22 protein-coding genes are annotated in these 21,461 nt (G+C 62.6%); 12 read left to right on the top strand and 10 right to left on the bottom strand.

Annotation, left to right across the window (positions count from 1 at the left end; all coding sequences use genetic code 11):
- Window positions 1-36: 36 nt before the first annotated feature.
- Window positions 37-339, top strand: coding sequence for a hypothetical protein (locus tag C8C92_RS09740; protein ID WP_116743656.1), 303 nt, complete (start codon window positions 37-39; stop codon window positions 337-339).
- Window positions 340-342: 3 nt separating this feature from the next.
- Here C8C92_RS09740 and C8C92_RS09735 read toward each other — a convergent pair whose 3' ends face one another.
- The 7 genes from C8C92_RS09735 to C8C92_RS09705 form a co-directional block, all read right to left on the bottom strand.
- Window positions 343-1,497: a patatin-like phospholipase family protein gene (locus C8C92_RS09735; protein WP_116745905.1), complete on the bottom strand. Its 1,155-nt coding sequence runs from the start codon at window positions 1,495-1,497 to the stop codon at window positions 343-345.
- A gap of 135 nt (window positions 1,498-1,632) precedes the next feature.
- Complete coding sequence (locus C8C92_RS09730; protein ID WP_099760049.1) at window positions 1,633-1,971, bottom strand: hypothetical protein; 339 nt, start codon at window positions 1,969-1,971, stop codon at window positions 1,633-1,635.
- Between the two features lie 21 nt (window positions 1,972-1,992).
- A complete protein-coding gene (locus tag C8C92_RS09725; protein WP_099760050.1) occupies window positions 1,993-2,379 on the bottom strand; it encodes a phage holin family protein in 387 nt (128 codons plus the stop codon).
- Window positions 2,380-2,397: 18 nt separating this feature from the next.
- Window positions 2,398-2,700 (bottom strand): DUF883 family protein, encoded by a 303-nt coding sequence (locus tag C8C92_RS09720; protein ID WP_034786336.1) that lies wholly within the window; start codon window positions 2,698-2,700, stop codon window positions 2,398-2,400.
- Between the two features lie 58 nt (window positions 2,701-2,758).
- Entirely contained in the window at window positions 2,759-3,295 is a 537-nt protein-coding gene (locus C8C92_RS09715) for a ferritin-like domain-containing protein (protein ID WP_099760051.1), read from the bottom strand.
- 95 nt (window positions 3,296-3,390) lie between these two features.
- A complete protein-coding gene (locus C8C92_RS09710; protein ID WP_116743655.1) occupies window positions 3,391-4,290 on the bottom strand; it encodes an OmpA family protein in 900 nt (299 codons plus the stop codon).
- A 35-nt stretch (window positions 4,291-4,325) separates the two neighbouring features.
- Complete coding sequence (locus C8C92_RS09705) at window positions 4,326-4,730, bottom strand: DUF4398 domain-containing protein (RefSeq protein WP_071078649.1); 405 nt, start codon at window positions 4,728-4,730, stop codon at window positions 4,326-4,328.
- Between the two features lie 257 nt (window positions 4,731-4,987).
- On the opposite strand from C8C92_RS09705, the gene C8C92_RS09700 reads away from it, so the two are divergent.
- Both C8C92_RS09700 and C8C92_RS09695 read left to right on the top strand, forming a co-directional pair.
- Window positions 4,988-7,024 carry an AsmA family protein gene (locus C8C92_RS09700; protein WP_116743654.1) on the top strand — a complete coding sequence of 679 codons (2,037 nt, stop codon included), beginning with the start codon at window positions 4,988-4,990 and terminating at the stop codon, window positions 7,022-7,024.
- A 191-nt stretch (window positions 7,025-7,215) separates the two neighbouring features.
- Window positions 7,216-7,434: a glycine zipper 2TM domain-containing protein gene (locus C8C92_RS09695; protein ID WP_096234572.1), complete on the top strand. Its 219-nt coding sequence runs from the start codon at window positions 7,216-7,218 to the stop codon at window positions 7,432-7,434.
- Window positions 7,435-7,512: 78 nt separating this feature from the next.
- Here the strand turns inward: C8C92_RS09695 and C8C92_RS09690 are convergent, their stop codons facing one another.
- A complete protein-coding gene (locus C8C92_RS09690) occupies window positions 7,513-8,235 on the bottom strand; it encodes a Crp/Fnr family transcriptional regulator (protein ID WP_116745904.1) in 723 nt (240 codons plus the stop codon).
- 231 nt (window positions 8,236-8,466) lie between these two features.
- Here C8C92_RS09690 and C8C92_RS09685 point away from each other — a divergent pair, with 231 nt between their 5' ends.
- From C8C92_RS09685 to C8C92_RS09670, 4 genes are all read left to right on the top strand, one after another.
- A complete protein-coding gene (locus tag C8C92_RS09685) occupies window positions 8,467-9,120 on the top strand; it encodes a glycine zipper 2TM domain-containing protein (RefSeq protein WP_099760055.1) in 654 nt (217 codons plus the stop codon).
- Window positions 9,121-9,203: 83 nt separating this feature from the next.
- A complete protein-coding gene (locus C8C92_RS09680; protein ID WP_133250727.1) occupies window positions 9,204-9,515 on the top strand; it encodes a hypothetical protein in 312 nt (103 codons plus the stop codon).
- Between the two features lie 184 nt (window positions 9,516-9,699).
- Window positions 9,700-9,846 carry a lmo0937 family membrane protein gene (locus C8C92_RS09675; RefSeq protein ID WP_010396376.1) on the top strand — a complete coding sequence of 49 codons (147 nt, stop codon included), beginning with the start codon at window positions 9,700-9,702 and terminating at the stop codon, window positions 9,844-9,846.
- A gap of 166 nt (window positions 9,847-10,012) precedes the next feature.
- On the top strand, window positions 10,013-10,696 hold the full coding sequence (locus C8C92_RS09670; protein WP_243420160.1) for an OmpA family protein: 684 nt from the start codon (window positions 10,013-10,015) through the stop codon (window positions 10,694-10,696).
- A 71-nt stretch (window positions 10,697-10,767) separates the two neighbouring features.
- Here the strand turns inward: C8C92_RS09670 and C8C92_RS09665 are convergent, their stop codons facing one another.
- Complete coding sequence (locus C8C92_RS09665; RefSeq protein ID WP_116743653.1) at window positions 10,768-13,614, bottom strand: pitrilysin family protein; 2,847 nt, start codon at window positions 13,612-13,614, stop codon at window positions 10,768-10,770.
- A gap of 278 nt (window positions 13,615-13,892) precedes the next feature.
- Here C8C92_RS09665 and C8C92_RS09660 point away from each other — a divergent pair, with 278 nt between their 5' ends.
- The 3 genes from C8C92_RS09660 to C8C92_RS09650 all read left to right on the top strand — a co-directional run bounded on the left by C8C92_RS09660 (window position 13,893) and on the right by C8C92_RS09650 (window position 16,446).
- The gene (locus C8C92_RS09660) at window positions 13,893-14,168 is read left to right on the top strand and encodes a hypothetical protein (RefSeq protein WP_099760059.1); all 276 of its coding nucleotides are present in this window, start codon (window positions 13,893-13,895) and stop codon (window positions 14,166-14,168) included.
- Window positions 14,169-14,252: 84 nt separating this feature from the next.
- Window positions 14,253-15,800: a TerC family protein gene (locus C8C92_RS09655; protein WP_099760060.1), complete on the top strand. Its 1,548-nt coding sequence runs from the start codon at window positions 14,253-14,255 to the stop codon at window positions 15,798-15,800.
- A gap of 67 nt (window positions 15,801-15,867) precedes the next feature.
- Window positions 15,868-16,446 carry a DUF3617 domain-containing protein gene (locus C8C92_RS09650; protein WP_116743652.1) on the top strand — a complete coding sequence of 193 codons (579 nt, stop codon included), beginning with the start codon at window positions 15,868-15,870 and terminating at the stop codon, window positions 16,444-16,446.
- On the opposite strand, the gene C8C92_RS09645 is transcribed toward C8C92_RS09650, so the two are convergent.
- Entirely contained in the window at window positions 16,434-17,543 is a 1,110-nt protein-coding gene (locus C8C92_RS09645) for a porin (protein WP_116743651.1), read from the bottom strand. The two genes, C8C92_RS09650 and C8C92_RS09645, sit on opposite strands and share 13 nt — an antisense overlap.
- Window positions 17,544-17,861: 318 nt before the next feature.
- Here C8C92_RS09645 and C8C92_RS09640 point away from each other — a divergent pair, with 318 nt between their 5' ends.
- On the top strand, window positions 17,862-19,973 hold the full coding sequence (locus C8C92_RS09640) for a site-specific recombinase (RefSeq protein ID WP_116745903.1): 2,112 nt from the start codon (window positions 17,862-17,864) through the stop codon (window positions 19,971-19,973).
- Window positions 19,970-21,361: a cardiolipin synthase gene (gene cls, locus C8C92_RS09635; RefSeq protein WP_116743650.1), complete on the top strand. Its 1,392-nt coding sequence runs from the start codon at window positions 19,970-19,972 to the stop codon at window positions 21,359-21,361. The genes C8C92_RS09640 and cls overlap by 4 nt, the downstream gene beginning before the upstream one ends.
- Window positions 21,362-21,461: the final 100 nt, after the last annotated feature.

Below are 21,461 nucleotides of genomic sequence, written 5' to 3'. Positions count from 1 at the left end.
GCTGCGGCGCCTTTTTCATTTCAAGGAGGAAATATCATGACTATCCACAACACACTCTTGGCCACCCTGTTCGCCTGCAGCCTGGCGCCACTGGCACTGGCCCAGACGGCCATGCCGCAGCCGGGCGACCCGCAACGCTGGTACCAGGAAGACAGCACGGCGCAAGCCCAGCTGCGCACCCTGCGCAAGGAAATCGCCGCCGCCCTGGCCGAGGCCAAGAAAGCCTGCCATTCGGAACCCTCCGCCACGCGCGCCAGCTGTCTGAAGGATGCGCAAGAGACTTACCGGCAAGACATGGCGAACGCGGAAAAGCTGCGCGAGGCAGCCCATCCGCAGTGAGGATCAGGCGGCGTCGCGTTGGTAGGGTGGCAGTTCGTGCACCACGAGCGGCGTGTCTTGCGTGACAAAAGCCAGCCAGCCGGCCGCCTTGATCGCGCGCAAGCCGTCTTGATAGCCCTGCTCCCAGCGCCACTCGATGGAGCCCCTGGAGAAATTGATATCCTTGGCCGCCATGTGCCAGTCGCGCCCCGCGTACGGCAGGCGCACGATGTGCATGGTGCTGTCGCAGCCCAGCGCTACCAGCTCTTCCGTCTGCTGGCGGTTGTGCTTTGTGTCGGGCAAACCGGCGTAGAGTTCGCGCAATTTGCGCTGCAAGGTGTGCGTATTGACATAATCGGCGATATGCCGCTTCGAGCGCGAGGCGAAGGTGACATCCTTTTGCCGCGTCTGCACTTCATCGAGGGTGGTCGGTTCCGGGCCTTCCGAACTCCATAAATCCACCATGAAGACCAGCGTGTCGACGTGGGGCGTGTCGTCGAGCACGGTTTCCAGCGGCGTGTTCGAGTACAGGCCGCCATCCCAGTACAGGTCGCCATCGACGCGCACACCGGCAAAGCCGGGCGGCAAGGCGCCGCTGGCGCGGATATGGTCCGCTGTCAACGGTTGCTGCTGGCTGTCGAAACTGGTGAGGCTGCCGCATTTGACGCGCAGCGCGTTGACCGTCAGGCGCATGCCGCCCGGCTGGTTCAGGTAATCGAAATCGACCAGTTCCTCAAGGGTGCTGGCCAGCTCGCTCGTGTCGTAATAGCTGGCATCTTCCGGCTTGACGGCAATGCCGGCGGGAAACAGGCTGAAGGCACGCGGCTTGAAGAAGCCGGGCACGCCGCGCAGCACCGTATCGAGCGTGGCCAGCCAGATGTTCGAGCGGCGCTGCTGGTCGGACACCAGGTTCATGTCGATGCTGTCGCGGTGCGCGACGCGCTGCCAGAATTCCTTCAGACGCACGAGCCGGTCCTCGTGCTTGTTGCCGGCCAGAATGGCGGCATTGATGGCGCCGATCGAGGTACCCACCACCCAGTCGGGCGCCAGGCCATGTTCGTGCAGCGCGTGGTAGACGCCAGCCTGGTAGGCGCCCAGTGCACCGCCACCCTGCAGTACCAGCACGATGCGCAGGCGCGAGGGATTTAACTGATTGATCGGTGTCGTCGAATTCGTCATCAAGATGGCCCTCTGTCCGCCGCGCGGAATGCGGCGTAAATCATTGTAAGGGATTGCGTCAGTGCGTGTCGGACCTTGGGTGCAGGCAAAAAAAACGCCGTCAATGACGGCGTTCCTGTGCAACATGGCTGGCGTTCAGCGCTTGCGGCGCAGCCAGCTGGCGGCAACGGCGGCCACGGCCAGGAGGACCAGGGCCGGCTTGACCAGCTTCTTGCGTCCGATGAACGATAGCGCCGTCAGCACGTAGGGCATGGCGCCTTGCAAACGCATGCCGCCCGGCGCCAGCAGGGACTCGACGCGGTGGCCGGCAAAGCCGACCGCCGTCTCCACCACGCCCTGCAACAGCGATTCGGGACGCAATGCATAACCCACGTTGGCGCGCGCATGCACGATGCCCACGCGATACATTTCGCCCTGGGCGATCAGCAGGCGCTTGCGGGCGGCTTGCGCCGCCAGTTTGTCGTTTTCCGACATGAATTCTCCTCGTGAGGCCGCTTACATCAGCATGTCGCGGTCGGCCTTCAATTCCGCCATGGTGGCCGGCATGGACAGCTTTCCTTGACGCAGCATGGCGCGCGCATACAAGACCAGCGCGATGGCCAGCAGTACGAACACGACCGTCATGATCGCCAGGATCTTCCAGCCCAGGCTATCCCAGGCCAGGAAAACGATCAGCACGCTGCCGTAAGCGATGGCAAACAAGCCCGCCACCGTCGCCAGCGCGAAAATGACCACCAGCTGCAGCATGTGATTGCGCACTTCCGACAGTTCGATGGTGGCCAGTTCCAGCCGCGACAACATCAGTCCGACAGCGTTTTTGGCCAGGCCGGCGACCGAGCCGATCAATCCCGGCCCCTGGTGAGACGAAGCAGACTTGTCCATATCGCTCCTGACAGTGGATTACTTGCGGCCCAGGATGAAGCCGACCAGCACGCCGACGCCAGCGGCGACGGCCACCGTGCGCCATGGGTTTTCCTTGACATAGCCGTCCGCCTGGGAGGCGAGCTGCTTGGTGGCAACGATGGCCGATGCTTGCGCTTCGTGCGCCTTGGCCAAGGCGGCGTCCAGGGTTTTCATGCCCTTGACGCGCACTTCATCGGCTTTTTCGCCGGTCAGGGCGGCAGCGGCGCTGAACAGGGCTTGCGCATCCTTGACCAGGGTTTTGACATCGTTGTTGACGGTGGTGATATTATTTTCCAACATGGTTTAGCTCCTTAGCTGTGGATGAATGTAGTTACTATACCTACTTTACTCAAAAACACTATTCCATTAGATCGCGCATATCATCGGCGTGCTCTTCCTCGACAGCCATGATTTTGATCAACAAATGGCGTGTGGTCGGGTCTTTGTCGCCAATTTTCACGATCATCTGGCGATACGACTCGATTGCCACCCGTTCCGCGATCAGATTGGCACGCACCATGCTTTGCACGTCTTCGGACTCATCATACTCGGCATGGCTACGTGCAAGCAATGTTGCAGGATTAAAATCTGGCTTGCCATTCAATTGCACGATGCGTTCGGCCAGCCAATCAGCGTGTTCCTGCTCCTGCTGCGCGTGTTCCAGGAACTCGGCCTTGATGCTGCCGTTGCCGCGCCCGCTCACGGTGTAGTAATGGCGTTTATAGCGCGCAATACACACCAGTTCGGTGGCCAGCGCCCCATTCAACAGGGTGATCAACTCCTGGCGGTCGCCCTGGTAGCCGGCCGTCACGGCGCCGTCGTCCAGGTTTTTGGCGGCCGCGCGGATGGCGGCCGTATCGATGCCAGCTGGAATTTCCACAGATGTTTGGGTCATGATGTTTCCTTTCAAGTCTTGCATGGGTATCCACCGGCCAAGCTGCGGCCGGTGCTGCCTTTATACTGCCGCACTGGGCAGCGTTGTTCCCAATACTATCGGCGGGCGGGAATGGCCGTATTATCTTCCGACAAGACGATTTCCACCCGGCGATTCAGCTGGCGATTCGCCGCGCTGTCATTGCCGGCGGCCGGATAGGCGGCGCCATAGCCTTTCGTGGCGATGCGGTCGCGGCTGATGCCTTGCTCCAGCAATGCATTGCGCACGGATTCGGCGCGGCGTTGCGACAGTTGCAGGTTATGCGCGGAGCCGCCCGTGCTATCCGTAAAGCCTTCGATCAGCACGGTGCGCTGCGGGTTGTTTTTCAGTACGTCGGCCAGCTTGCGCGCCGTATTCGTGCCATCGGCCGTCAGGTTTGCCTTGTCCGTGCCAAACAGCACGTCACCCAGGGTGATGACCATGCCGCGTTCGGTTTTCTTGGCGGCCAGGTCGGCCAGCTGCGCTTCGAGTCCGGCGGCGCGGGCTTGCGCATCGCGGGCCGATGCTTCAGCCGCTTGCGCCTGGGCCTTGGCCGCTTCCGCATCCGCTTGCGCCGACTGGGCGCGGGCCGTGGCCTGGTCAGCCTGCTGCGTGCGCGCATCGAGGCGCAACTGGTCGCGCTGCTTGCCGGCGTTGGCGACATCGGCTTCCGCGGCTTTCTGCTTGGCGACTTCTTGCGCCGTGGCTATCTTTTGCTTGGCCAGGTAGGCCAGCTTGTCGACCTTTTCGCTGTCATCCTGGCGCGTGGCGGCCGCGTTCGCCGCTTCCAGCGCTGCGCTGGCTTCGCGGAATTCGCGTGGTGCATAGGTCGACACCAGCGGGTTCGATTGCGCCGCCATGTAGTCGCCGCGCGTCTGGTCGAGCAGGCTGGTGGTGGTCGGTGCGGAGCTGCAGGCGGCAACTAAAGCGGCCATGGCCAGCAGGCCGGGAATCGTGGTGTAGGTAGATTTTTTCATGATGGAATCCTGTTATTAGTTATTGTTGTTGTTGCTTATTGTTTTGGGGCTTGCTGATTGGCACGGTCGAGTTCTTCGCGCATGACGCGGATGTTCTCGTTGATCTCATCGGCGGCGCTGGTGGCCTTGGCCGAGTTGGCCTTGCTTTGCGCCAGCTTGGCATCGGCTTGCGCCTGGTCGGCCAGGTCGCGCGCCAGTTTGTAGTCGCGGTCTTTCAAGGCTTGGTTAGCCATGCGCATTTTTTCGCGGGCCGAACGCATTTCATCGGGGGCCAGTTCGGCGGCGCCGGCGCTGGCGGCGTTATCGACGGCGGCGCGCGATACGGCGACATCGGCCGTGGCTGGCGTTTTCAGGCTGGAGCAGCCCGTCATCAGAACAACGGCGGTGAGGCAGGCGGCCAGAGCGGTCATGGGGGTTTTGATGAAATCTCGGTTTGTCATTTTTTTTCTCCTGGAGAATGTTAAGCGGTAGGGTTCAACGTCGGTACATCTGAAATCAGGAACTGCGTTTGATGTATGACGTTATAGGCTCCGGCTCCCCACATATCCGTTCGGTGCCGCACATAGAGTAAGAAATCGACAATACTTGCATGGGCAACGTGCGCCAGCGCACCTGCACGCCAGCAAAACCTGAAACGGGACCGGTTTTGTAGCGATTCCTGTAGCATCGTGTCTACTTGTCCAGAAAGAATCAGCTTATGCCCCTCTCCCGCCGCCAGAAAATCGCCCTCGCCAGTGCCACCGTACTCATCGCATTACCCGTCGTCGCCGCCGTCGCCCTGCTCAATATGGACTGGAACCGCGCCAAGCCCTGGCTCAATGCGCGCGCCAGCGAAGCGCTGGGCCGGCCGTTTGCGATAGCAGGCGACCTGTCGCTGACATGGCAGCAGCCACCGGCTGCGGGGCAACAAAGCTGGCGCGCCTACCTGCCGTGGCCACACTTGCAGGCCAAGGATGTGCGCCTGGGCAACCCAAGCGCCATGGCAGGAACGGATGAGCCAGCGCAGCTGGCCAGCGTGAGCCAGCTGGCGTTTTCACTCAATCCCCTGGCCCTGCTGGAGAAGAAAATCGTCATCCCGCAATTGCGCTTCGACACACCGCAGGTGCGCTTGCTGCGCAAGCAGGACGGCAAGAACAACTGGACCTTCGACAAGCAGGAGCAGCCGTCGCCGTGGCAACTGGAACTGCAAAGCGTGGTCTTCAGCAAGGGCAGCGTGACCCTGGACGATGCCGTCACGCACACAGCGATGCGCGCCGACGTCGACACCATCGCGGACGATGCGCGCTACGGCATCGCCTGGAAGCTGTCGGGCAAATACCGCGGCGAAAGTATCCAGGGCGGCGGCAAGGCGGGCGGCGTGCTGTCGCTGCAGCAGCAAGGCACGCCCTTCCCCATCCAGGCCGACATGCGCGTCGGCGGCAGCAGCGTGGCCATCGAAGGCACGCTGACGCGCCCGGCGGACCTGGCCGCGCTCGACGTGCGCCTGAAAATATCCGGGCCCAGCATGGCGCGCCTGTATCCCTTGACGGGCGTGCTGCTGCCGGAAACACCGCATTTCAGCACGGAAGGCCATTTGACGGGCACCCTGGCGCCGCGTGGTGGCGAATGGGTGTACGACCAGTTCAGCGGCAAGGTGGGTTCCAGCGACATCAGTGGCAAGCTGGCGTTTTCCGCCAGCACGCCGCGCAAGCGCCTGACGGGCGCAGTCCACTCGCGCCTGCTGCAATTTTCCGACCTCGGTCCGCTGGTGGGCGCCGATTCCAGCGCCAGCAAGAAGGAACGGGGCGTGCCGTCGACGCAGCCGGCCGGCCGCGTGCTGCCGGTGGAAACCTTCAAGACGGAGCGCTGGACCAGCCTGGACGCCGACGTGCGCTACACGGCCGATAAAATCACGCGCGACGCCGAACTGCCGATCAGCAAGCTTGACACGCACGTGGTGCTGACGGATGGCGTGCTGTCCCTGACGCCGCTCAACTTCAACGTGGCGGGCGGCACCCTGACGTCGCAGATCAGGCTCGACGGCAGCGGCAAGGTCATCGCCAACGGCATCGCGGCCGAACTCAAGGCCAGCGCGCGCCATCTGCACATCCAGCAACTGTTTCCCCGCCTGCCGGCCCTGCAGGCCAGCGTGGGCGAAATCAATGGCGACGCGTCGCTGTCGGCCACGGGCAATTCCGTCGCCAGCCTGCTGGGCAGTTCGAATGGCGAAGTGCGCGCACTGATCAACCGGGGCAGCATCAGCAAGCTGTTGCTGGAAGAAATGGGCTTGAATATCGGCAGCATCGTGCTGACCAAACTGGTAGGCGACAAGCAGGTCAAGCTGAACTGCATGGCCGCCGATTTCGTCGTCACCAAGGGCTTGATGCGCACGCGCCAGTTCCTCGTCGACACGGACGATGCCGTGCTGCATGTCGACGGCACGGTGAACCTGGCCAACGAGCAGCTGGACCTGACCTTGCAGCCGGACAGCAAGGGCTTGCGCATCTTTTCGCTGCGCTCGCCCTTGTATGTGCAGGGCACTTTCAGCAAGCCCGACGTGAGCGTCGACAAGGGCGTGCTGGCCCTGCGCGCCGGCGGTGCCCTGGCGCTGGCCGTGGTGGCGCCCGTGGCCGCCCTGCTGCCGCTGGTCAATACCGGCCCTGGCGAGGACAGCGAATGCGCAACCCTGCTGGCCCAGGCGCGCGTGAAACCGGTGGCGCCGAAACCGGGCAAGACACCGCGCAAAAGCCGCTGAACAAGATGGCAAGAGAGGGCGGCCGTGCATGATTACAATTGTTACACCCCTATGTGCGTTGCCGAACAGACCCTGCCTTGCCACAATCCTATTCTGTGATCGTGCCTGAAACACCAAGACGTGGCGATACGAAGTCCCACCGGCCCACACCATGCCGGCGCCACGAGGTCCGAATTCATAGGAGAACTATCATGCAAATCATTAAAAAAATCGCCGCTACCACTTCCGTTGCCGCTCTGCTGCTGAGCTTGACCGCTTGCGCCAACATGTCGGGCCAGGATAAAAACACGGCCATCGGCGCCGGTGTCGGCGCCGTTGCCGGCTCCGTGCTGACGGGCGGCAGCGCCGTCGGCGCAATCGGCGGCGCCGCCGTCGGCGGCGTGATCGGTAACCAGGTCAAGCCGAAGTAATTGGTACTCAAGAAAGCGGGGTGGGTGCCCAGGCGCCCGCCCCGCTTTTTTGCGTCCGCGGCACGAGGATGAGGAAGATCAGACGAAGACGTTGGCCATGCCGATGGCGCCGCTGTCCTTGACCAGCGCGTAGCAGCGGCAGGAGACGGCTTCCAGGCCGGCAGAATCGAGGATCTCGATATTGCCGCGGCTGTAGGTGATGAGTTTTTGCTGCTGCAGCGCGCTGGCCGCCTTGGTCACGCCGACCCGCCGCACGCCCAGGGTGTGGGCGAGAAATTCATGCGTCAGGTGAAATTTTTCCGACTGAAGGCGGTCGCGCGTGATCAGCAGCGAACGGGCCAGGCGTGCCTCAAGCACGTGAAAGCGGCTGCACACGGCAATCTGGATGGCTTGCGCCAGCAAGGTGTCCGTGTAGCGGTACAGCAAACGCTGCAGGGAATCGAGCTGGGCGAACTCGGCGCAGAACTCGGCCCGCCCGATGCGGCTGGCCGTACCGGAACGTTGCACCACGGCACGCACTTGCGCCAGGTCATGGCCCAGCGCGACAGAAGCGCCCAGCACGCCTTCGCGGCCGACGGAGCCCACTTCCAGGGTCATGCGGCCTTCCGCCACGGCCAGCAGCGAGATCAGGCAATCGCCGGGGAAATAGATGTGACTGATAGGCTGGCCCGGTTCGTACAGCACCTCGCCCACCTCGACCGTGACGCTCTCGAACAGCGCCGTCAGGTGCCGCAAGTCGTGCTCGGGCAGGCTGGCCAGCAAGCGGTTACCGGCATCCAGCGCGCCCGCAGGCGTGCCCATGCCGGATCGGCCTGCATCGCGGGACAGGGTCATGCTGGCGTTCGTTGGTGGCATTGCTTTTCCTTGGTGTCGTTACAACTCGACATAATTTTTACTTAGCCTACGGTGCACTACCGTGCCTGTATGTACGGTGACGCACGGAAGCGGGGCACGCGGCACAGCACACTGGCTGCATGCACGGATAACACGCACTACCCATTTCATTATTTCAAAAAAACCAAGGAGCTCTCCATGACTACCACCACCAAATCCCTCCATCCGCTGGTGCTTGCCGCCGCCGTCGCCGTCCTGCTGTTTTGCGGCGTGGGCACGGCGGCCCTGATGGGCTGGCTGCCCTCGTCCCAGCGCGATGCCCAGCCACTGGCGGCCAGCACCTCGGCCGAACAGCTGGCCAGCCTGCAGGCGAACCAGCCGCAAGCGAACTTGCAACCGTCCAGCGCGCAGCCGCTGGCCGCCCTGCCGCCGCAGCAACAGCAGCAGCAACCCGTGCGCCAGCCGCAACAGCAACCACAGCAGCAATACGCGGCAGCCGCCCCGGCGCCGCAGGTATGCAGCAATTGCGGCGTGATCGAAGCCATCCATGAAGTCAATACGCGCGCCGAAGGCAGCGGCGTCGGCGCGGCCGGCGGCGCTGTCGTCGGCGGCTTGCTGGGCAACCAGGTAGGCGGCGGCCACGGCAAGCAACTGGCCACCGTGCTGGGCGCCGTTGGCGGCGCCGTGGCCGGCAACCAGATCGAAGGCAGCGTGCGCGCCACGCGCAGCTACAACATCGTCGTGCGCCTCGATAACGGCAAGACGCGCACCGTGCACCAGAGCGCCGCGCCGAACTGGCGCCAGGGCGACCGCGTACGCGTCGTCAACGGCGGCTTGCGCGCCATGGGCTAAGCGGCCGCCAGCCGGCGTTTAAACCGAACACACACCCGGCCTGTCCGGGTGTTTTCTTTTTAGCCATGTTCGTTGGCGTACAGATGAGTTTTCCGTCCCGCGAGATGATGCACTCAGGAAAGTTCAACGAATATCTTCAAGGAGCTGCGATGGAAAACGACAAGGCAGGCAGTAAGCGGATCTGGCTCGGCTTGATCGGAGCCGGCATCCTGGCCACCGCGCTGGGCTTCTGCGCGCTGGACCTGGCGCCATTGCAAGCGAGCGCGCCCGTGTTCGGCGTAATGCTGCTGCTGACCGGCGGCATGGTCAGCTGCCTGGCGGGGGCCGTCGGCATGGCCGGCATGCTGGCCTGGATACCGGGCATGGCAGATGACCATGCTGACCGGTCCCGATAGTTGATCCTTGTGTACGACAGCGTACAGAACTCAAGCGAAACAAAGTAGACACTAAGTCATGGCATCAGCGTTCAGCGACCCAATCGCCGCGCAATGACAAAAAACCGATGACGGCGCCACGCGCCAGTGCCTGCAAGGCTTGGGCCGCCGCCGTCATCCACACATTACTCTCGGAGGACACATCATGCTGTATACAATCGCCGTCGTACTCATTATTCTTTGGCTGCTGGGCCTGGTAACTTCCTATACCATTGGCGGCTTCATCCACATCCTGCTGGTGGTCGCCGTGATCATGGTGCTGCTGCGCCTGATCAGCGGGCGCGGCTTATAGCCCAGGCCGTTAGCCTGGCCTGAGAAGAGCGGCGCGCGTGCAAACGGGCGCCGCTCTTTTGCCGCTTTTAGCGACAGTGGGCACGCACTGGCAAGCAGTGGCATTTTGCAGTAACGTGTACGGGTAGTCCTGGGTATGTCCCAATAACAAAACAAGGAGAAAATCCATGAAAGAAACCTTCAAAAAAGGCCCTGGCGCCAAATCCCTGATCGGCATGCTGGTGATCGCATTGGCCGCCAGCGGCTGCGCGGACATGTCCTCGACGCAACGTGGCACGGCCACGGGCGCCGGCATCGGCGCGGGCCTGGGCGCCTTGATCGGCGGCACCACCGGTGGCGGCAGCGGCGGCCGTACGGCCGGCGGCGCCCTGCTCGGTGCGGCAGCGGGCGCCGTAGTCGGCAATATCTGGTCGAACCGCATGGAAAACCAGAAGCGCGCGATGGAACAAGCGACACAAGGTACCGGTGTGCAAGTGTCGCAAACGGCCGATAACCGCCTGAAAATGGAAATCCCCAGCGATATTTCCTTCGACACCAACCGCGCCGACATCAAGGGCAACTTCCGCCCGATTCTCGACCGCTTTGCTGCCACCCTGAATGAAAACCCGAACACCACGGTCAGCATCGTCGGCCATACGGACAGCACGGGCAGCGCTTCCATCAACGAACCGCTGTCGGTGGAACGCGCGGCCCACACGCGCGACTACCTGGCCATGCGTGGCGTGTCGCCAACGCGCGTCGTCACGGAAGGCCGCGGCGCCCGCGAGCCGATCGCCTCGAATGCCGATGCCTCGGGACGCGCACGCAACCGCCGCGTGGAAATCTACGTAGCCGAAATGGCGCCACGCTAAGTTGGCTTGATTCAATAAAAAAACCCGCCGGCAAGGTCACTTGCCGGCGGGTTTTTTCCATTGAAAACAGCTTATTTCGACGTCGTTGCCTTGGCGCCGCTCTCACCCTCTTTCGCCACCTTGGCAAAATCGCCCGCCGTCACGACCGACACGGCCGATGGCTTCAGGTACTCGCGCAAGCCCTGGTTCACTTGCGCCAGGGTCAAGGCGGCCACTTTCGTTTCCAGATCCTTGTCGTAGGCCATGGTGCGGTCTTCGGCAAGGTAGCCGGCCAGTTCGCGCGCCAGGCCGCTGTCCTGCGTGCGGCCCACTTCCTGGGATTGCAGCCAGCCCTTCTTCGCCTCGGCCAGTTCCGCTTCCGTGAAGCCGTCGGCCAGCACCTTGGCGATTTCCTCGCGCAGCGCCGCTTCCACCTTGACCGTGTTTTGCGGCGCGCTGATGGCGTAGGCCATCCAGTAGCCGGCCGGCTCGCGCGACGGGATGCTCACCTGCGAACCGACGCCGTACGACAAGCCTTCCTTCTGGCGGATGCGGTCGGCCAGGCGGCTGCGCAAGGCGCCGCCACCGAGCATGTGATTGGCCATCAGCAAGGCCGGATAGCTGGCGGCATCATCCTTGAGGGGAATCGGCTGGATGGCGAACAGCACGCTATTCGCCTTGTCCGGCGTTTCCAGGGTGACTTTTTCGCCGCTGACGGGCTTGACGGCGTCGGGAATGCGCACATACGGCTGCTGCGCCTTCCAGCTGCCGTACAAGCTGGCCACTTGCGCCTTCAGCGCGGCCGGGTCGAAATCACCCACGGCGGCAAAGGTGGCGTTCGACGCGCCATAGTAGGCGCCATGGAAGGCTTGCACATCGGTTACCTTGATGGCTTTCCATTGTGCCAGTTCAGCCGGAAGAGTGGCCACGTGGCGCACATGGCCTTCCGGCGTGGCGTCGAGCAGGCGACGGAAGGCGTTCACGGCCAACGGCTGCGGTTCAGGCAATTCCTGCTCGGCGCGGCCGACTCTTTCGCGCTGCAATTCCAGGAATTCCGTTGCGTTCAGGGCCGGCTTTTGCAACACTTGCGCCAACAGATCCATGGCGGCCGGCAAATTCTCGCGTTTGCCCATCAGCATCGCGGTCACGCCCTCGGCGCCGCCCGTGATCGCCACTTGCGTGCCCAACTGGTCGAACTTGTCCTTCACTTCCTGGCGCGACAGTTTATCCGTGCCGCGCGACAACAGATTGGCCGTGTAGCTGCCCACTTGTCCCTTGCCGCGCAAGCTCTCTTCGCTGCCGAGCTGCAGTTTCAGCACGACGCTGACGGTGCTGCCCTTGGTTTTCTTCGGCAGCAAGGCGCCCTTCAAGCCGTTTGGCAAGGTGAAGCGCTGGGTGCGCGCTTCAATATTGTCGGGGCTCGGGTCGAACGCCTCGCCCTGCGCCACCACGGCGCGGCCCGTGTAGCCGGCCAGTTGCGGCGCCACGTCGGCGTAGGCCGGCACAACGGTGCGGTCCGGCGCATCGGTGGGGATGAAACGGCCCAGGGTGCGGTTCGAGCTCTTCAGGTATTTCTCGGCGGCCGCCTGCACCTGCGCCGTCGTCAGCTTGTCGAGCTGGTCGCGCTGCAGGAAGAACAAACGCCAGTCGCCGGCCGCCAAGGACTCCGTCAGGGCAATCGTCAGGCGCGCCGTGTTCGAGGTGGCCAGTTCGATCTGTTTGTTCAGCTGCTGCTTGACGCGCGCCACTTCCGCCTCAGTGACCGGCTGCGACTTCAAGTCTTCCAGCACTTTCAGCATGGCCGCTTGCGCCGCATCCAGGTTGCCATCGACGGGCACCAGAGCGCCGAACAGGTTGTAGCCCGGCTCCAGGTTGCTCACCGAGTTGTATTCGATCTTGCTGGCCAGCTTGGTTTCCACCAGCGCCTTGTGCAAACGGCCAGCCGGGGCGTCCGTCAGCACGTGGCCGAGCACCTCGATGGCGACGGCGTCCGGGTTGCCGGACGGCGCCACGTGGTAGCCGGCGCCGACGAATTGCGTGCCGCCGCTGCGGCGCACCGTCACGGCGCGCTCGCCATCTTGCACGGGCTCGGCCGTGTAGGTGGGTTCGATCACGCGCGTGGGTTTCGGGATCTTGCCAAACAGGTCATTGATCTGTTGCAAGACCTTGGCTTCATCGAAGCGGCCCGCCACCATCAGCACGGCGTTATCTGGCTGATAATATTTATGATAGAACGCGCGCAAGCGGGGAATGTTGACTTGCTCGATGTCGGAACGGGCGCCGATGGTCGACTTGCCATAGTTGTGCCAGTCGTAGGCGATAGCCTGGATGCGTTCGCTCGTCACGCCGATCGGATCGCTCTCGCCCATTTCGAACTCGTTGCGCACGACCGTCATTTCACCTTTTTGCGTCTTCGGGTTCCACAGGTCGTTCTGGTCGATGGCCGCGTTGACCATGCGGTCCGCTTCCATGGCCAGCATCTGGCGCAGGTTGTCGTCGTTGGCGGGGAAGGTGGCGTAGTAATTGGTGCGGTCGTACCAGGTGGTGCCGTTGAACTGCGCGCCCGTCGAGTTCAGGATCTCAACGGGGGTTTTCGTGCCCTTCTTGATGCCGAAGTTGGCGCTGGGCTTGAACAGCAAGTGTTCCAGCAAGTGGGCCATGCCCGTTTCGCCATAGTTTTCATGGCGCGAACCGACCAGGTAGACGATGTTGGTGGTCAGGGTGGGCTTGCTGGCATCGGGGAACAACAGCACGCGCAAGCCATTGGCCAGGCGGTATTCGGTGATGCCTTCGACGGACGTGACCTTGACGGCGGCGCCGCGGTTGGGTGCGGCCTTGCTGGCTTTCTGGGTCGGTGCGGCTTCCACCGGGGTGGCGGCCAGGATGAACGACGGCGACAGGATGCCGGCGGCAAGCAGGAGGGCAGTAATTGGTTTCAAGGCAAAGTCCTGGTAACACTACGTTATATAGAAGCGCAAGCGCCATACGATACAAACGCAACGATTGTCGCCGGGCCCGCGCTGCGTCTTCGCTGCCCGGTGCAATGATTGCTCTCACAATTTACGGCATACTTATCAGTTACGCAAGTCCCTGTCATCAGGCTGTTATGTGCCCGTGTTATACTCGCCGTTCCAGAACTATCTGCCTGTATATGAGACGAGCTCTCGTCCTGCTCTGCCTTTTTGTTTTCATCGCCTTGCCCCAGGCGTTCGCCAGCATGGCTTACGCCAGTCCTTCCCCATTCCAGCATGCAATCGCGGCCGGCGCTACCGCCACGCCCGCCTTCGGCATCGACTGTCCCGACGCCAGCCTCCACGCCGGCTTGTCCGGCGACAACTGCGACGCCGAAGAATGCGACAACGATCCCATCACGCTGTACCCGACCTCGCGCCAGGGCGCGCCGTTTTGCGCCATCATTTGGCAGGCGGGACCGGGCGCACTTGCCGAAGCGGACGCGCGGCAGGCCACCCGGCCGCCGCGCGTCCGCCACTGACACCGCAGCACGCAGCGCATTCAGACCCGGGGCAATCCGCCGCCGGGCACGCTTTATATTGATTGACTTTACAAGGTTACACACATGGAATGGTTATTTGACCCGACAATCTGGGTCGGCCTGCTGACGCTGGTCGTACTGGAAATCGTACTGGGTATCGACAACCTGATCTTCATCGCCATCCTGGCCGAGAAACTGCCGCCGCACCAGCGCGACAAGGCGCGCGTGCTGGGCCTCACCCTGGCCCTCGTCATGCGCCTGGGCCTGCTCTCGCTGATTTCCTGGCTGGTCACCCTGACCACGCCACTATTTTCCCTATCGACATTCTCGTTTTCGGGACGCGACCTGATCCTGCTCTTCGGCGGCCTGTTCCTGCTGTTCAAGGCGACCAGCGAGCTGCATGAGCGCCTCGAAGGCATCACGCATGCCCAGACGGGCCCGAAAGTCTACGCCGGCTTCGGCCTGGTGGTGGCGCAGATCGTCGTGCTCGACGCCGTCTTTTCGCTCGACGCCGTCATCACGGCCGTCGGCATGGTCGACAATCTGTACGTGATGATGGCGGCCGTCGTCATTTCCATCGTCGTCATGATGCTCGCCTCGAAGGTGCTGACGCGCTTCGTCAACGCCCACCCCACCGTCGTGGTGCTGTGCCTGAGCTTCTTGCTGATGATCGGCCTCTCCCTGGTCGCCGAGGGCCTGGGCTTCCACATTCCGAAGGGCTATCTGTACGCCGCCATCGGTTTCTCGATCGTCATCGAGTTCTTCAATCAGCTGGCGCGCCGCAACTTCCTCAAGCTGCAATCGAACGCGCCGCTGCGCGACCGCACGGCGCAAGCCGTCCTGAGCCTGCTGGGCGGACGCAAGGGCCGCGAAGCCGTCGAAGAGCATGAAGTCAAGGCAATGCCCGATGTCTCCGCCTTCGGCGTGGAAGAGCGCAACATGGTCAGCGGCGTGCTGACCCTGGCCGAACGCTCGATCCGCTCGGTGATGACGCCGCGCGGCGACGTCTCGTGGGTCAACCTGAACGACAGCAGCGAGAAGATGCTGCAACTGCTGCGCGAAACGCCGCACAGCATGATTCCTGTCTGCAATGATGACCTGGACAATGTGGTCGGCATCGCGCGCAGCAAGGACCTGATCGAAGACCTCGTCTCGCATGGCAAGATCGACCCGGCCAGCATGCGCGAAGCCGTCGTCGTGCCGGAAGCGGCCGGCGTGCTGAAAGCCATGGAAACCCTGAAGCGCTCGCGTGGCCAGCTGGTGCTGGTGGTTGACGAGTTCGGCACCGTGCAAGGCGTGCTCACGCCGATCGACATCCTCGAAGCCATCGCCGGCGAATTCCCCGACGAGGACGAGCTACCCGACGTGGAGGTGCTGGGCCCTGGCCACTGGCGCATCGATGGCGCCACCGACCTGCATTACCTGGAGCAAGTGTTCGAGACGGAGTCCCTGGTCAGCGAAGACGGCGACTACAATTCGCTGGCCGGCTTCCTGCTGGCGCATTTTGAAAACATGCCGGCCGTGGGCGAAGTGCTGGAACTCGATGATTTGCGTTATGAAATCGTCGAAGCGGACGAGCGCCGCATCGCCTGCGTGGACGTGCGCCGCATCGAGCCCGATCACAGTTTGTAACACAATGGCAGGCGTGCCCCGCTTGCCATGCCGTATGCTGGGAGCTGCCTTTTTTGGAGACGCCAACATGAAACACTCTTTGCTACGCCTGACCCTGCTGGCTTGCGCCGCCTTGGGCGCCCAAGCCAATGTCATGGCCGCCACGCAGGCCGCCGCCATCAAGCCCGGCCTGTGGCAAGTCGACAGCAAGATGGCCTCGCCCGACGCCGCCACCGACAACGCCATGTCCATGGTGTTGCAGCAACTGGGCAACCTTCCTCCCGATCAACGCAAGCAACTGGAAAGCATGGCCGCCAGCCGCGGCATGGCCATGCCCACCGTGGGCGCCGACGGCGCCGTGCGCGTGACGGCCTGCGTGACGCCGGACATGGCTGCGCGCAAGCAGATTCCCACGGGCCAGCCCGGCGACTGCAAATCGAAAAATACGGATATCGCGGGCGGCATGCATGTGTCGTTTACGTGCGCCAACCCGAAATCGAGCGGCGAAGGCAAGGTCATGTTCACCGGCGAGCAGGCGTTCAGCATGCAACTGGCCGTGACGACCAGCGCGCGCGGCACGCCGGAACAGGTAAATGTGACGAGCAACGGCAAGTGGCTGGGCGCCAGCTGCCCGGCCCCTGCTACGACAGCAGTTCAGAAGCCGTGACGGAAGCCCAGATTAAAAGTCGCGTCACCGCGTCCCGCGTCGCTGGCGTTGCCCACCGTGTAGCGGGCGCCGTTCTTGTTGTGGATCTTCGCGTAGGACGCGTAGAAATCGCTGCGTTTTGACAGAGAATACGTGAGGCCGACGGCCACCTGGCTGGCGTCGCGGTTGGCCAGATCGCGGTCATCCTTGTGCACCCAGGACGCCAGCAGCTTGAAGCCGCCCACGGGCACGGACACGCCCAGCAAGGTGTCGCGGCTGTCCGAGGACGACATCGACAGGGCCAACGAGCTGTAGGCGTTGTTCGGGTCCCACGGCGAACTGCCATAGCCCTTGTTCACGCCCACGGCGGCAAAGGCGGTGGCCACTTTCAGGTCGATATTTGCCGCGATCAGGGTGTTGCGGGCCGACATGTCGATGGCGGGCAAGGTGCCGGAGGCGAGGATGAAGTTGTTCTTGCGCTGGTGCGACACACTGACATTCACGGCGCCGGCCGAATAGCCGAGCGTGGCGCCATACGCGCGGTTGTTGGCGCTGCTGTACGGCGACTCGCCAAAACTGTAGATGGCGCTGGCGGACACGCCGCGCAAGGCGGGCGATACGTATTTGACGGTATTGTCGTAGCGTTTCACGCTGTAGCCGGCCAGGTTGCTGGCGCTGCCGGCCATGCCGCCCTTGAACGGGTCGGCCACATCGGTGAGCGCCAGGTACTGCAGGTTGTACTGGCGCCCCAGGGTCAGCGCGCCCAGGCGGCTGTCGAGGCCCACGTAAGCCTGGCGGCCGAACAGCCGGCCGTCTTCCGACTGGCCCGTGTCGTTCTGCACGCCCGCTTCCAGGGTAAATATGGCGGACACGTCATTGCCCAGCGCTTCGCGGCCCTGCAGCCCCAGGCGCGAGCCGGACGCGACGCCGCCGGACACCTTGCTGCTGGCGCAATTGGCGGCACAGCCCCGCTCGGCAACGATGCCCGCGTCAAGCACGCCGTACACGGCAACATTACTCGATGCGGCACTGCCCGCGCCATCGGCGGCCTGGGCCGCAGCGCCCAGCGCGAAAGGCCCCATCCCTATCACAGCAAGCGCAAAATACGAGGTCTTCATGATAAATATCTCGGTGACGTGGGTGAAACTTCCCGGTATTGATCAGGACATGCGCTGTATGTCACATCTCAGTGTTACCTTATCCTCGCTTTTTGTCCAGCCATCCGTGCGTTGTACAACAGAAACTTCAGCTTAGTCCCAGGAAACACGTCGCGCACTGACAACACGCAAGTTTGACCATGATTGTGGCAATCTGCGGCAAAATGGCGTTAAAAGCAGGCCCTGCCGCAAAGCAATGTTCGGTGGCGAACGTTGCGCGATTTGACGCAGGCGGTACACTACTGGTTTTACCGACAGCGGCTCGCCCGTTTTTTTTGCATGCTAGCTATCCTCGAACGCATTGACCCCAACTCCAGCAATATCGACTTGCTGGTGGAATTATTCAACTCACTGCGTCCCAAGCGCCCGCACGACAGCGCTACCGCGATCGCCAACGTGCGCACCCTGCGCCAGCTTCTCAAAGGTAACCCCGCGCAAGCGCGCGCCCTGCACGAATACGTGCTGCGCGTGCTGGCCGCGCGCCGCCACGCCAGCCTGTACACGGACATCGGCGTGCTGTCGAACAGCGGTTTTTTCACCGAATTGAAACGCCGCATCGCCTACCGCATGCTGCCACCCGCCTTGGGCGACGAGTACCTGAACGACGCGCTCGACCAGGTGCTGTACCTGAAGACCGATTATTTATGGATCAGCAACGTGCCCGCCACGGACTGGCTGGAACTGTTCGACGTGCTCACCAGCGACGATATCGAGCTGGCCATCGGCGACGGCAATATCATGCTGCCCGGCATACTCGACGCCATCCGCACCCTGTCCTACCGCGTCTGCGCCATGGGACTAGAACCGGAACTGACGCGTTTCCACAATGAAATCGAAGTGTTCCAGTCGCCGTTCATGGTGCAGAACACGGAAGTGAACGCCTACCTGGACGCTTACACGAATTTACTGCAAGGCAACATCGAGCACATCGAGGATGCGCGCCACCTGCTGGTGATGCTGGACCAGTGCGATGCCGTCATCGCCAAGATCCGCAAGAAGGCCCTGTACCAGGGCACCAGCATTCCCCTCACGTATTTATTGGTGGCGCTGGCGCAAAGCATCGACCGCCTGCGCAAGCTGCTGTTCCTGGTCGACACGAGCGGCGAGCTGCCCAGCTCCGCCAACGTGGATATCGCCGCCATCACGGTGGACGCCACGCAAGACTTGCTGCACCCGCAACCGGTCAGCCGCCGCCGCGCGGGCGCCGTGGGGCTGGCGCTGGAACTGATACGCGCGCATAACCACAAGTACAAGGTCAGCGACCTGTTTTCCGACAATATCAACTTGCTGGCGCGCAATGTGACGGAAAACGCCAGCCGCACGGGCGAACATTACATCGCGGAAAACCGCCGCGAGATGGGCGCCATGTTCCTCTCGTCCGCGGGCGCGGGCGTGATCATCGGCTTCATGGCCCTGTTCAAGATATTGATGTCCTACCTGCGCTCGGCGCCGCTGGTCGAAGCCTTCATGTTCAGCATGAATTACTCGATCGGCTTCATGTTCATCCACTTGCTGCATTTCACGGTGGCCACCAAGCAGCCGGCCATGACGGCCTCGCGCATCGCCGCCGGCCTGCACAGCAAGGATGGCCGGAATATCGACCTCGACAGCATGGCGGAACTGATCAACAAGGTCTTCCGCACGCAAAACATGGCCGTGCTGGGCAACCTGGCCACTGCCATTCCCACGGCATGGCTGATCGCGCTCGGCTACAAGGCGATCACGGGCCACCACCTGGTATCACCGGAAAAAGCCATGCACTTGCTGCACGATATCGACCCCATCGGCAGCCCCGCCATCTTTTACGCCATGATCGCTGGCGTGTGCCTGTTCGTGGCCGGCCTGATTTCCGGCTACTATGACAACCAGGCGCTGTACACGCGCTGGGCGCAGCGCATCGCGCAATTGCGCGGCCTGGGCCGCGTCATCGGCCAGGATCGCTTGCAGCGCCTGGGCTTGTACCTGGAAAACAACCTGGGCGGCCTGATGGGTAATTTCTATTTCGGTATCCTGCTGGGTTCCATCGGCACCCTGGGTTTCCTGATCGGCTTGCCCATCGATATCCGCCACATTACCTTCTCGGCCGCCAACTTTGCCACGGCGCTGGTGGGCCTCGACCATAACATGAGCTGGCAGCTGGCCGTCAAATCACTGTCGGGCATCTTCGCCATCGGCACGGCCAACCTGCTGGTCAGCTTCGGCCTGGCCCTGTGGGTAGCGCTGCGTTCGCGCCAGGTGCGCTTCAAGCACGGCATGCAATTGTTGAAGATTCTGGGCAAGCGCTTCCTGCGCTCGCCCATCGTCTTCTTCTTCGGCTCGAAAAACCCGCCACCCCTGGCACTGCTTGACGACTCGGCAAACCTGTCACTGACAAACAAGGCTCAAAAATGATCAACAGGCGCATGCAATCCTGCCTCACCGCCCTACTGCTGTGCTGGACCCTGGCTGCATGCGCCTCGCTGCCCGATGTCAAGAATCTCAACACTACCCTGGCCCCCGTGGCCAGGCCCAATGTAATCACGGGCAAGGGCGCCTTGCTGAACGTCAACAGCCGCGCCGCCCTGCTCAACAAGCGCTGGGCCAAATCCGGCATGGACTTGAAGGCCCAGGCTGCGCTGGAAGAGGCGGCCACGGGCGTGCCTTTGATCAAGGGCAACAAGGTAACCCTGCTGTTTGACGGCCCGCAAACGATGGCCGCCATGTTCCGGGCCATCAGCGAAGCGAAAAACAGCATCAACCTGGAAACGTATATCTTCGACCAGGATCCGCTGGGCCTGAAGTTTGCCGACATGCTCATCGAAAAGCAGCAATCGGGCGTGACGGTCAACGTCATCTACGACAGCGTGGGCACCCTCGGCGTGCCACAGGCGTTTTTCGAGCGCATGCGCGCGGCCGGTGTGCACCTGGTAGCCTTCAACCCCGTCAATCCCGCCAAGCTCAAGGGCGACGACTGGAAAATCAACAACCGCGACCACCGCAAGGTGCTGATCGTCGATGGCAAGACGGCGTTTACGGGCGGCATCAACATCAGCGATACCTATGCGAAAAGCTCGCTGTTCCGCTCGAAATCGAAACCCACCGACAAGAAGGACGTGGGCTGGCGCGATACCCACGTGAAAGTGGAAGGCCCGGCCGTGGCCGCCTTCCAGTGGCTGTTCATCCGCACCTGGGCCCAGCAAGACCAGGCCGACTTGCCGGACGCTAATTATTTCCCCGTACTGTCCGAAGTGGGCGACAAGCTGGTGCGCGTGCTGGCCAGCGAACCGGACGGCGGCTTCGAAATCTACAAGGCGTATATCCTGGCCATCCAGGAAGCCAAGAAATCCATCCACATCACCTCCGCCTATTTCGTGCCCGACCAGCAGACGGTCGATGCGCTGGTGGCCGCCGCGAAACGTGGCGTGGACGTCACCGTGGTGCTGCCCGGCGTGTCCGACAGCGGCCTGGTATTCCATGCTGGACACGCGCTGTATGACCAGCTGCTGGCCGGCGGCATCCGCATCTTCCACTTGAAACTGGCCGTGCTGCACGCCAAGACGGCCGTCATCGACGGCGCCTGGTCAACGGTAGGTTCGACCAACATCGACATGCGCAGCTTCCTGCACAACAGCGAACTGAACGTGATCGTGCTGGGCGACAGCTTCGGCCGTGAAATGGAAAACGCCTTCCAGGAAGACTTGCGCGACTCGGAAGAAATCACCAGGGCGAAATGGGAAACGCGGCCCATCTCGGACCGCATGAAGGAGTGGGCGGCGCGTTTCATGAACTACTGGCTGTAAGGCACAGAGCTGTGCCCCGGCAGGTCGGCGTAGGTCGGCGCAGGCGTAGGTCGGCTTAGCGCAGCGTAAGCCGACACCATCACGAAAACCACCACCACCG

The organism is Janthinobacterium sp. 78 (genome assembly GCF_003096775.1).
In the GTDB taxonomy this organism is placed as follows: Bacteria; Pseudomonadota; Gammaproteobacteria; order Burkholderiales; family Burkholderiaceae_D; genus Janthinobacterium; species Janthinobacterium tructae.
This window is presented reverse-complemented; position numbering and strand designations above follow the sequence as displayed.

Bases quoted from the DNA above. Each gene is read 5' to 3' on its own strand.
- C8C92_RS09740 (WP_116743656.1), top strand. From the start codon at position 37: ATGACTATCCACAACACACTCTTGGCCACCCTGTTCGCCTGCAGCCTG.
- C8C92_RS09735 (WP_116745905.1), bottom strand. From the start codon at position 1,497: ATGACGAATTCGACGACACCGATCAATCAGTTAAATCCCTCGCGCCTG.
- C8C92_RS09730 (WP_099760049.1), bottom strand. From the start codon at position 1,971: ATGTCGGAAAACGACAAACTGGCGGCGCAAGCCGCCCGCAAGCGCCTG.
- C8C92_RS09725 (WP_099760050.1), bottom strand. From the start codon at position 2,379: ATGGACAAGTCTGCTTCGTCTCACCAGGGGCCGGGATTGATCGGCTCG.
- C8C92_RS09720 (WP_034786336.1), bottom strand. From the start codon at position 2,700: ATGTTGGAAAATAATATCACCACCGTCAACAACGATGTCAAAACCCTG.
- C8C92_RS09715 (WP_099760051.1), bottom strand. From the start codon at position 3,295: ATGACCCAAACATCTGTGGAAATTCCAGCTGGCATCGATACGGCCGCC.
- C8C92_RS09710 (WP_116743655.1), bottom strand. From the start codon at position 4,290: ATGAAAAAATCTACCTACACCACGATTCCCGGCCTGCTGGCCATGGCC.
- C8C92_RS09705 (WP_071078649.1), bottom strand. From the start codon at position 4,730: ATGACAAACCGAGATTTCATCAAAACCCCCATGACCGCTCTGGCCGCC.
- C8C92_RS09700 (WP_116743654.1), top strand. From the start codon at position 4,988: ATGCCCCTCTCCCGCCGCCAGAAAATCGCCCTCGCCAGTGCCACCGTA.
- C8C92_RS09695 (WP_096234572.1), top strand. From the start codon at position 7,216: ATGCAAATCATTAAAAAAATCGCCGCTACCACTTCCGTTGCCGCTCTG.
- C8C92_RS09690 (WP_116745904.1), bottom strand. From the start codon at position 8,235: ATGGGCACGCCTGCGGGCGCGCTGGATGCCGGTAACCGCTTGCTGGCC.
- C8C92_RS09685 (WP_099760055.1), top strand. From the start codon at position 8,467: ATGACTACCACCACCAAATCCCTCCATCCGCTGGTGCTTGCCGCCGCC.
- C8C92_RS09680 (WP_133250727.1), top strand. From the start codon at position 9,204: ATGAGTTTTCCGTCCCGCGAGATGATGCACTCAGGAAAGTTCAACGAA.
- C8C92_RS09675 (WP_010396376.1), top strand. From the start codon at position 9,700: ATGCTGTATACAATCGCCGTCGTACTCATTATTCTTTGGCTGCTGGGC.
- C8C92_RS09670 (WP_243420160.1), top strand. From the start codon at position 10,013: ATGAAAGAAACCTTCAAAAAAGGCCCTGGCGCCAAATCCCTGATCGGC.
- C8C92_RS09660 (WP_099760059.1), top strand. From the start codon at position 13,893: ATGGCTTACGCCAGTCCTTCCCCATTCCAGCATGCAATCGCGGCCGGC.
- C8C92_RS09655 (WP_099760060.1), top strand. From the start codon at position 14,253: ATGGAATGGTTATTTGACCCGACAATCTGGGTCGGCCTGCTGACGCTG.
- C8C92_RS09650 (WP_116743652.1), top strand. From the start codon at position 15,868: ATGAAACACTCTTTGCTACGCCTGACCCTGCTGGCTTGCGCCGCCTTG.
- C8C92_RS09645 (WP_116743651.1), bottom strand. From the start codon at position 17,543: ATGAAGACCTCGTATTTTGCGCTTGCTGTGATAGGGATGGGGCCTTTC.
- C8C92_RS09640 (WP_116745903.1), top strand. From the start codon at position 17,862: ATGCTAGCTATCCTCGAACGCATTGACCCCAACTCCAGCAATATCGAC.
- cls (WP_116743650.1), top strand. From the start codon at position 19,970: ATGATCAACAGGCGCATGCAATCCTGCCTCACCGCCCTACTGCTGTGC.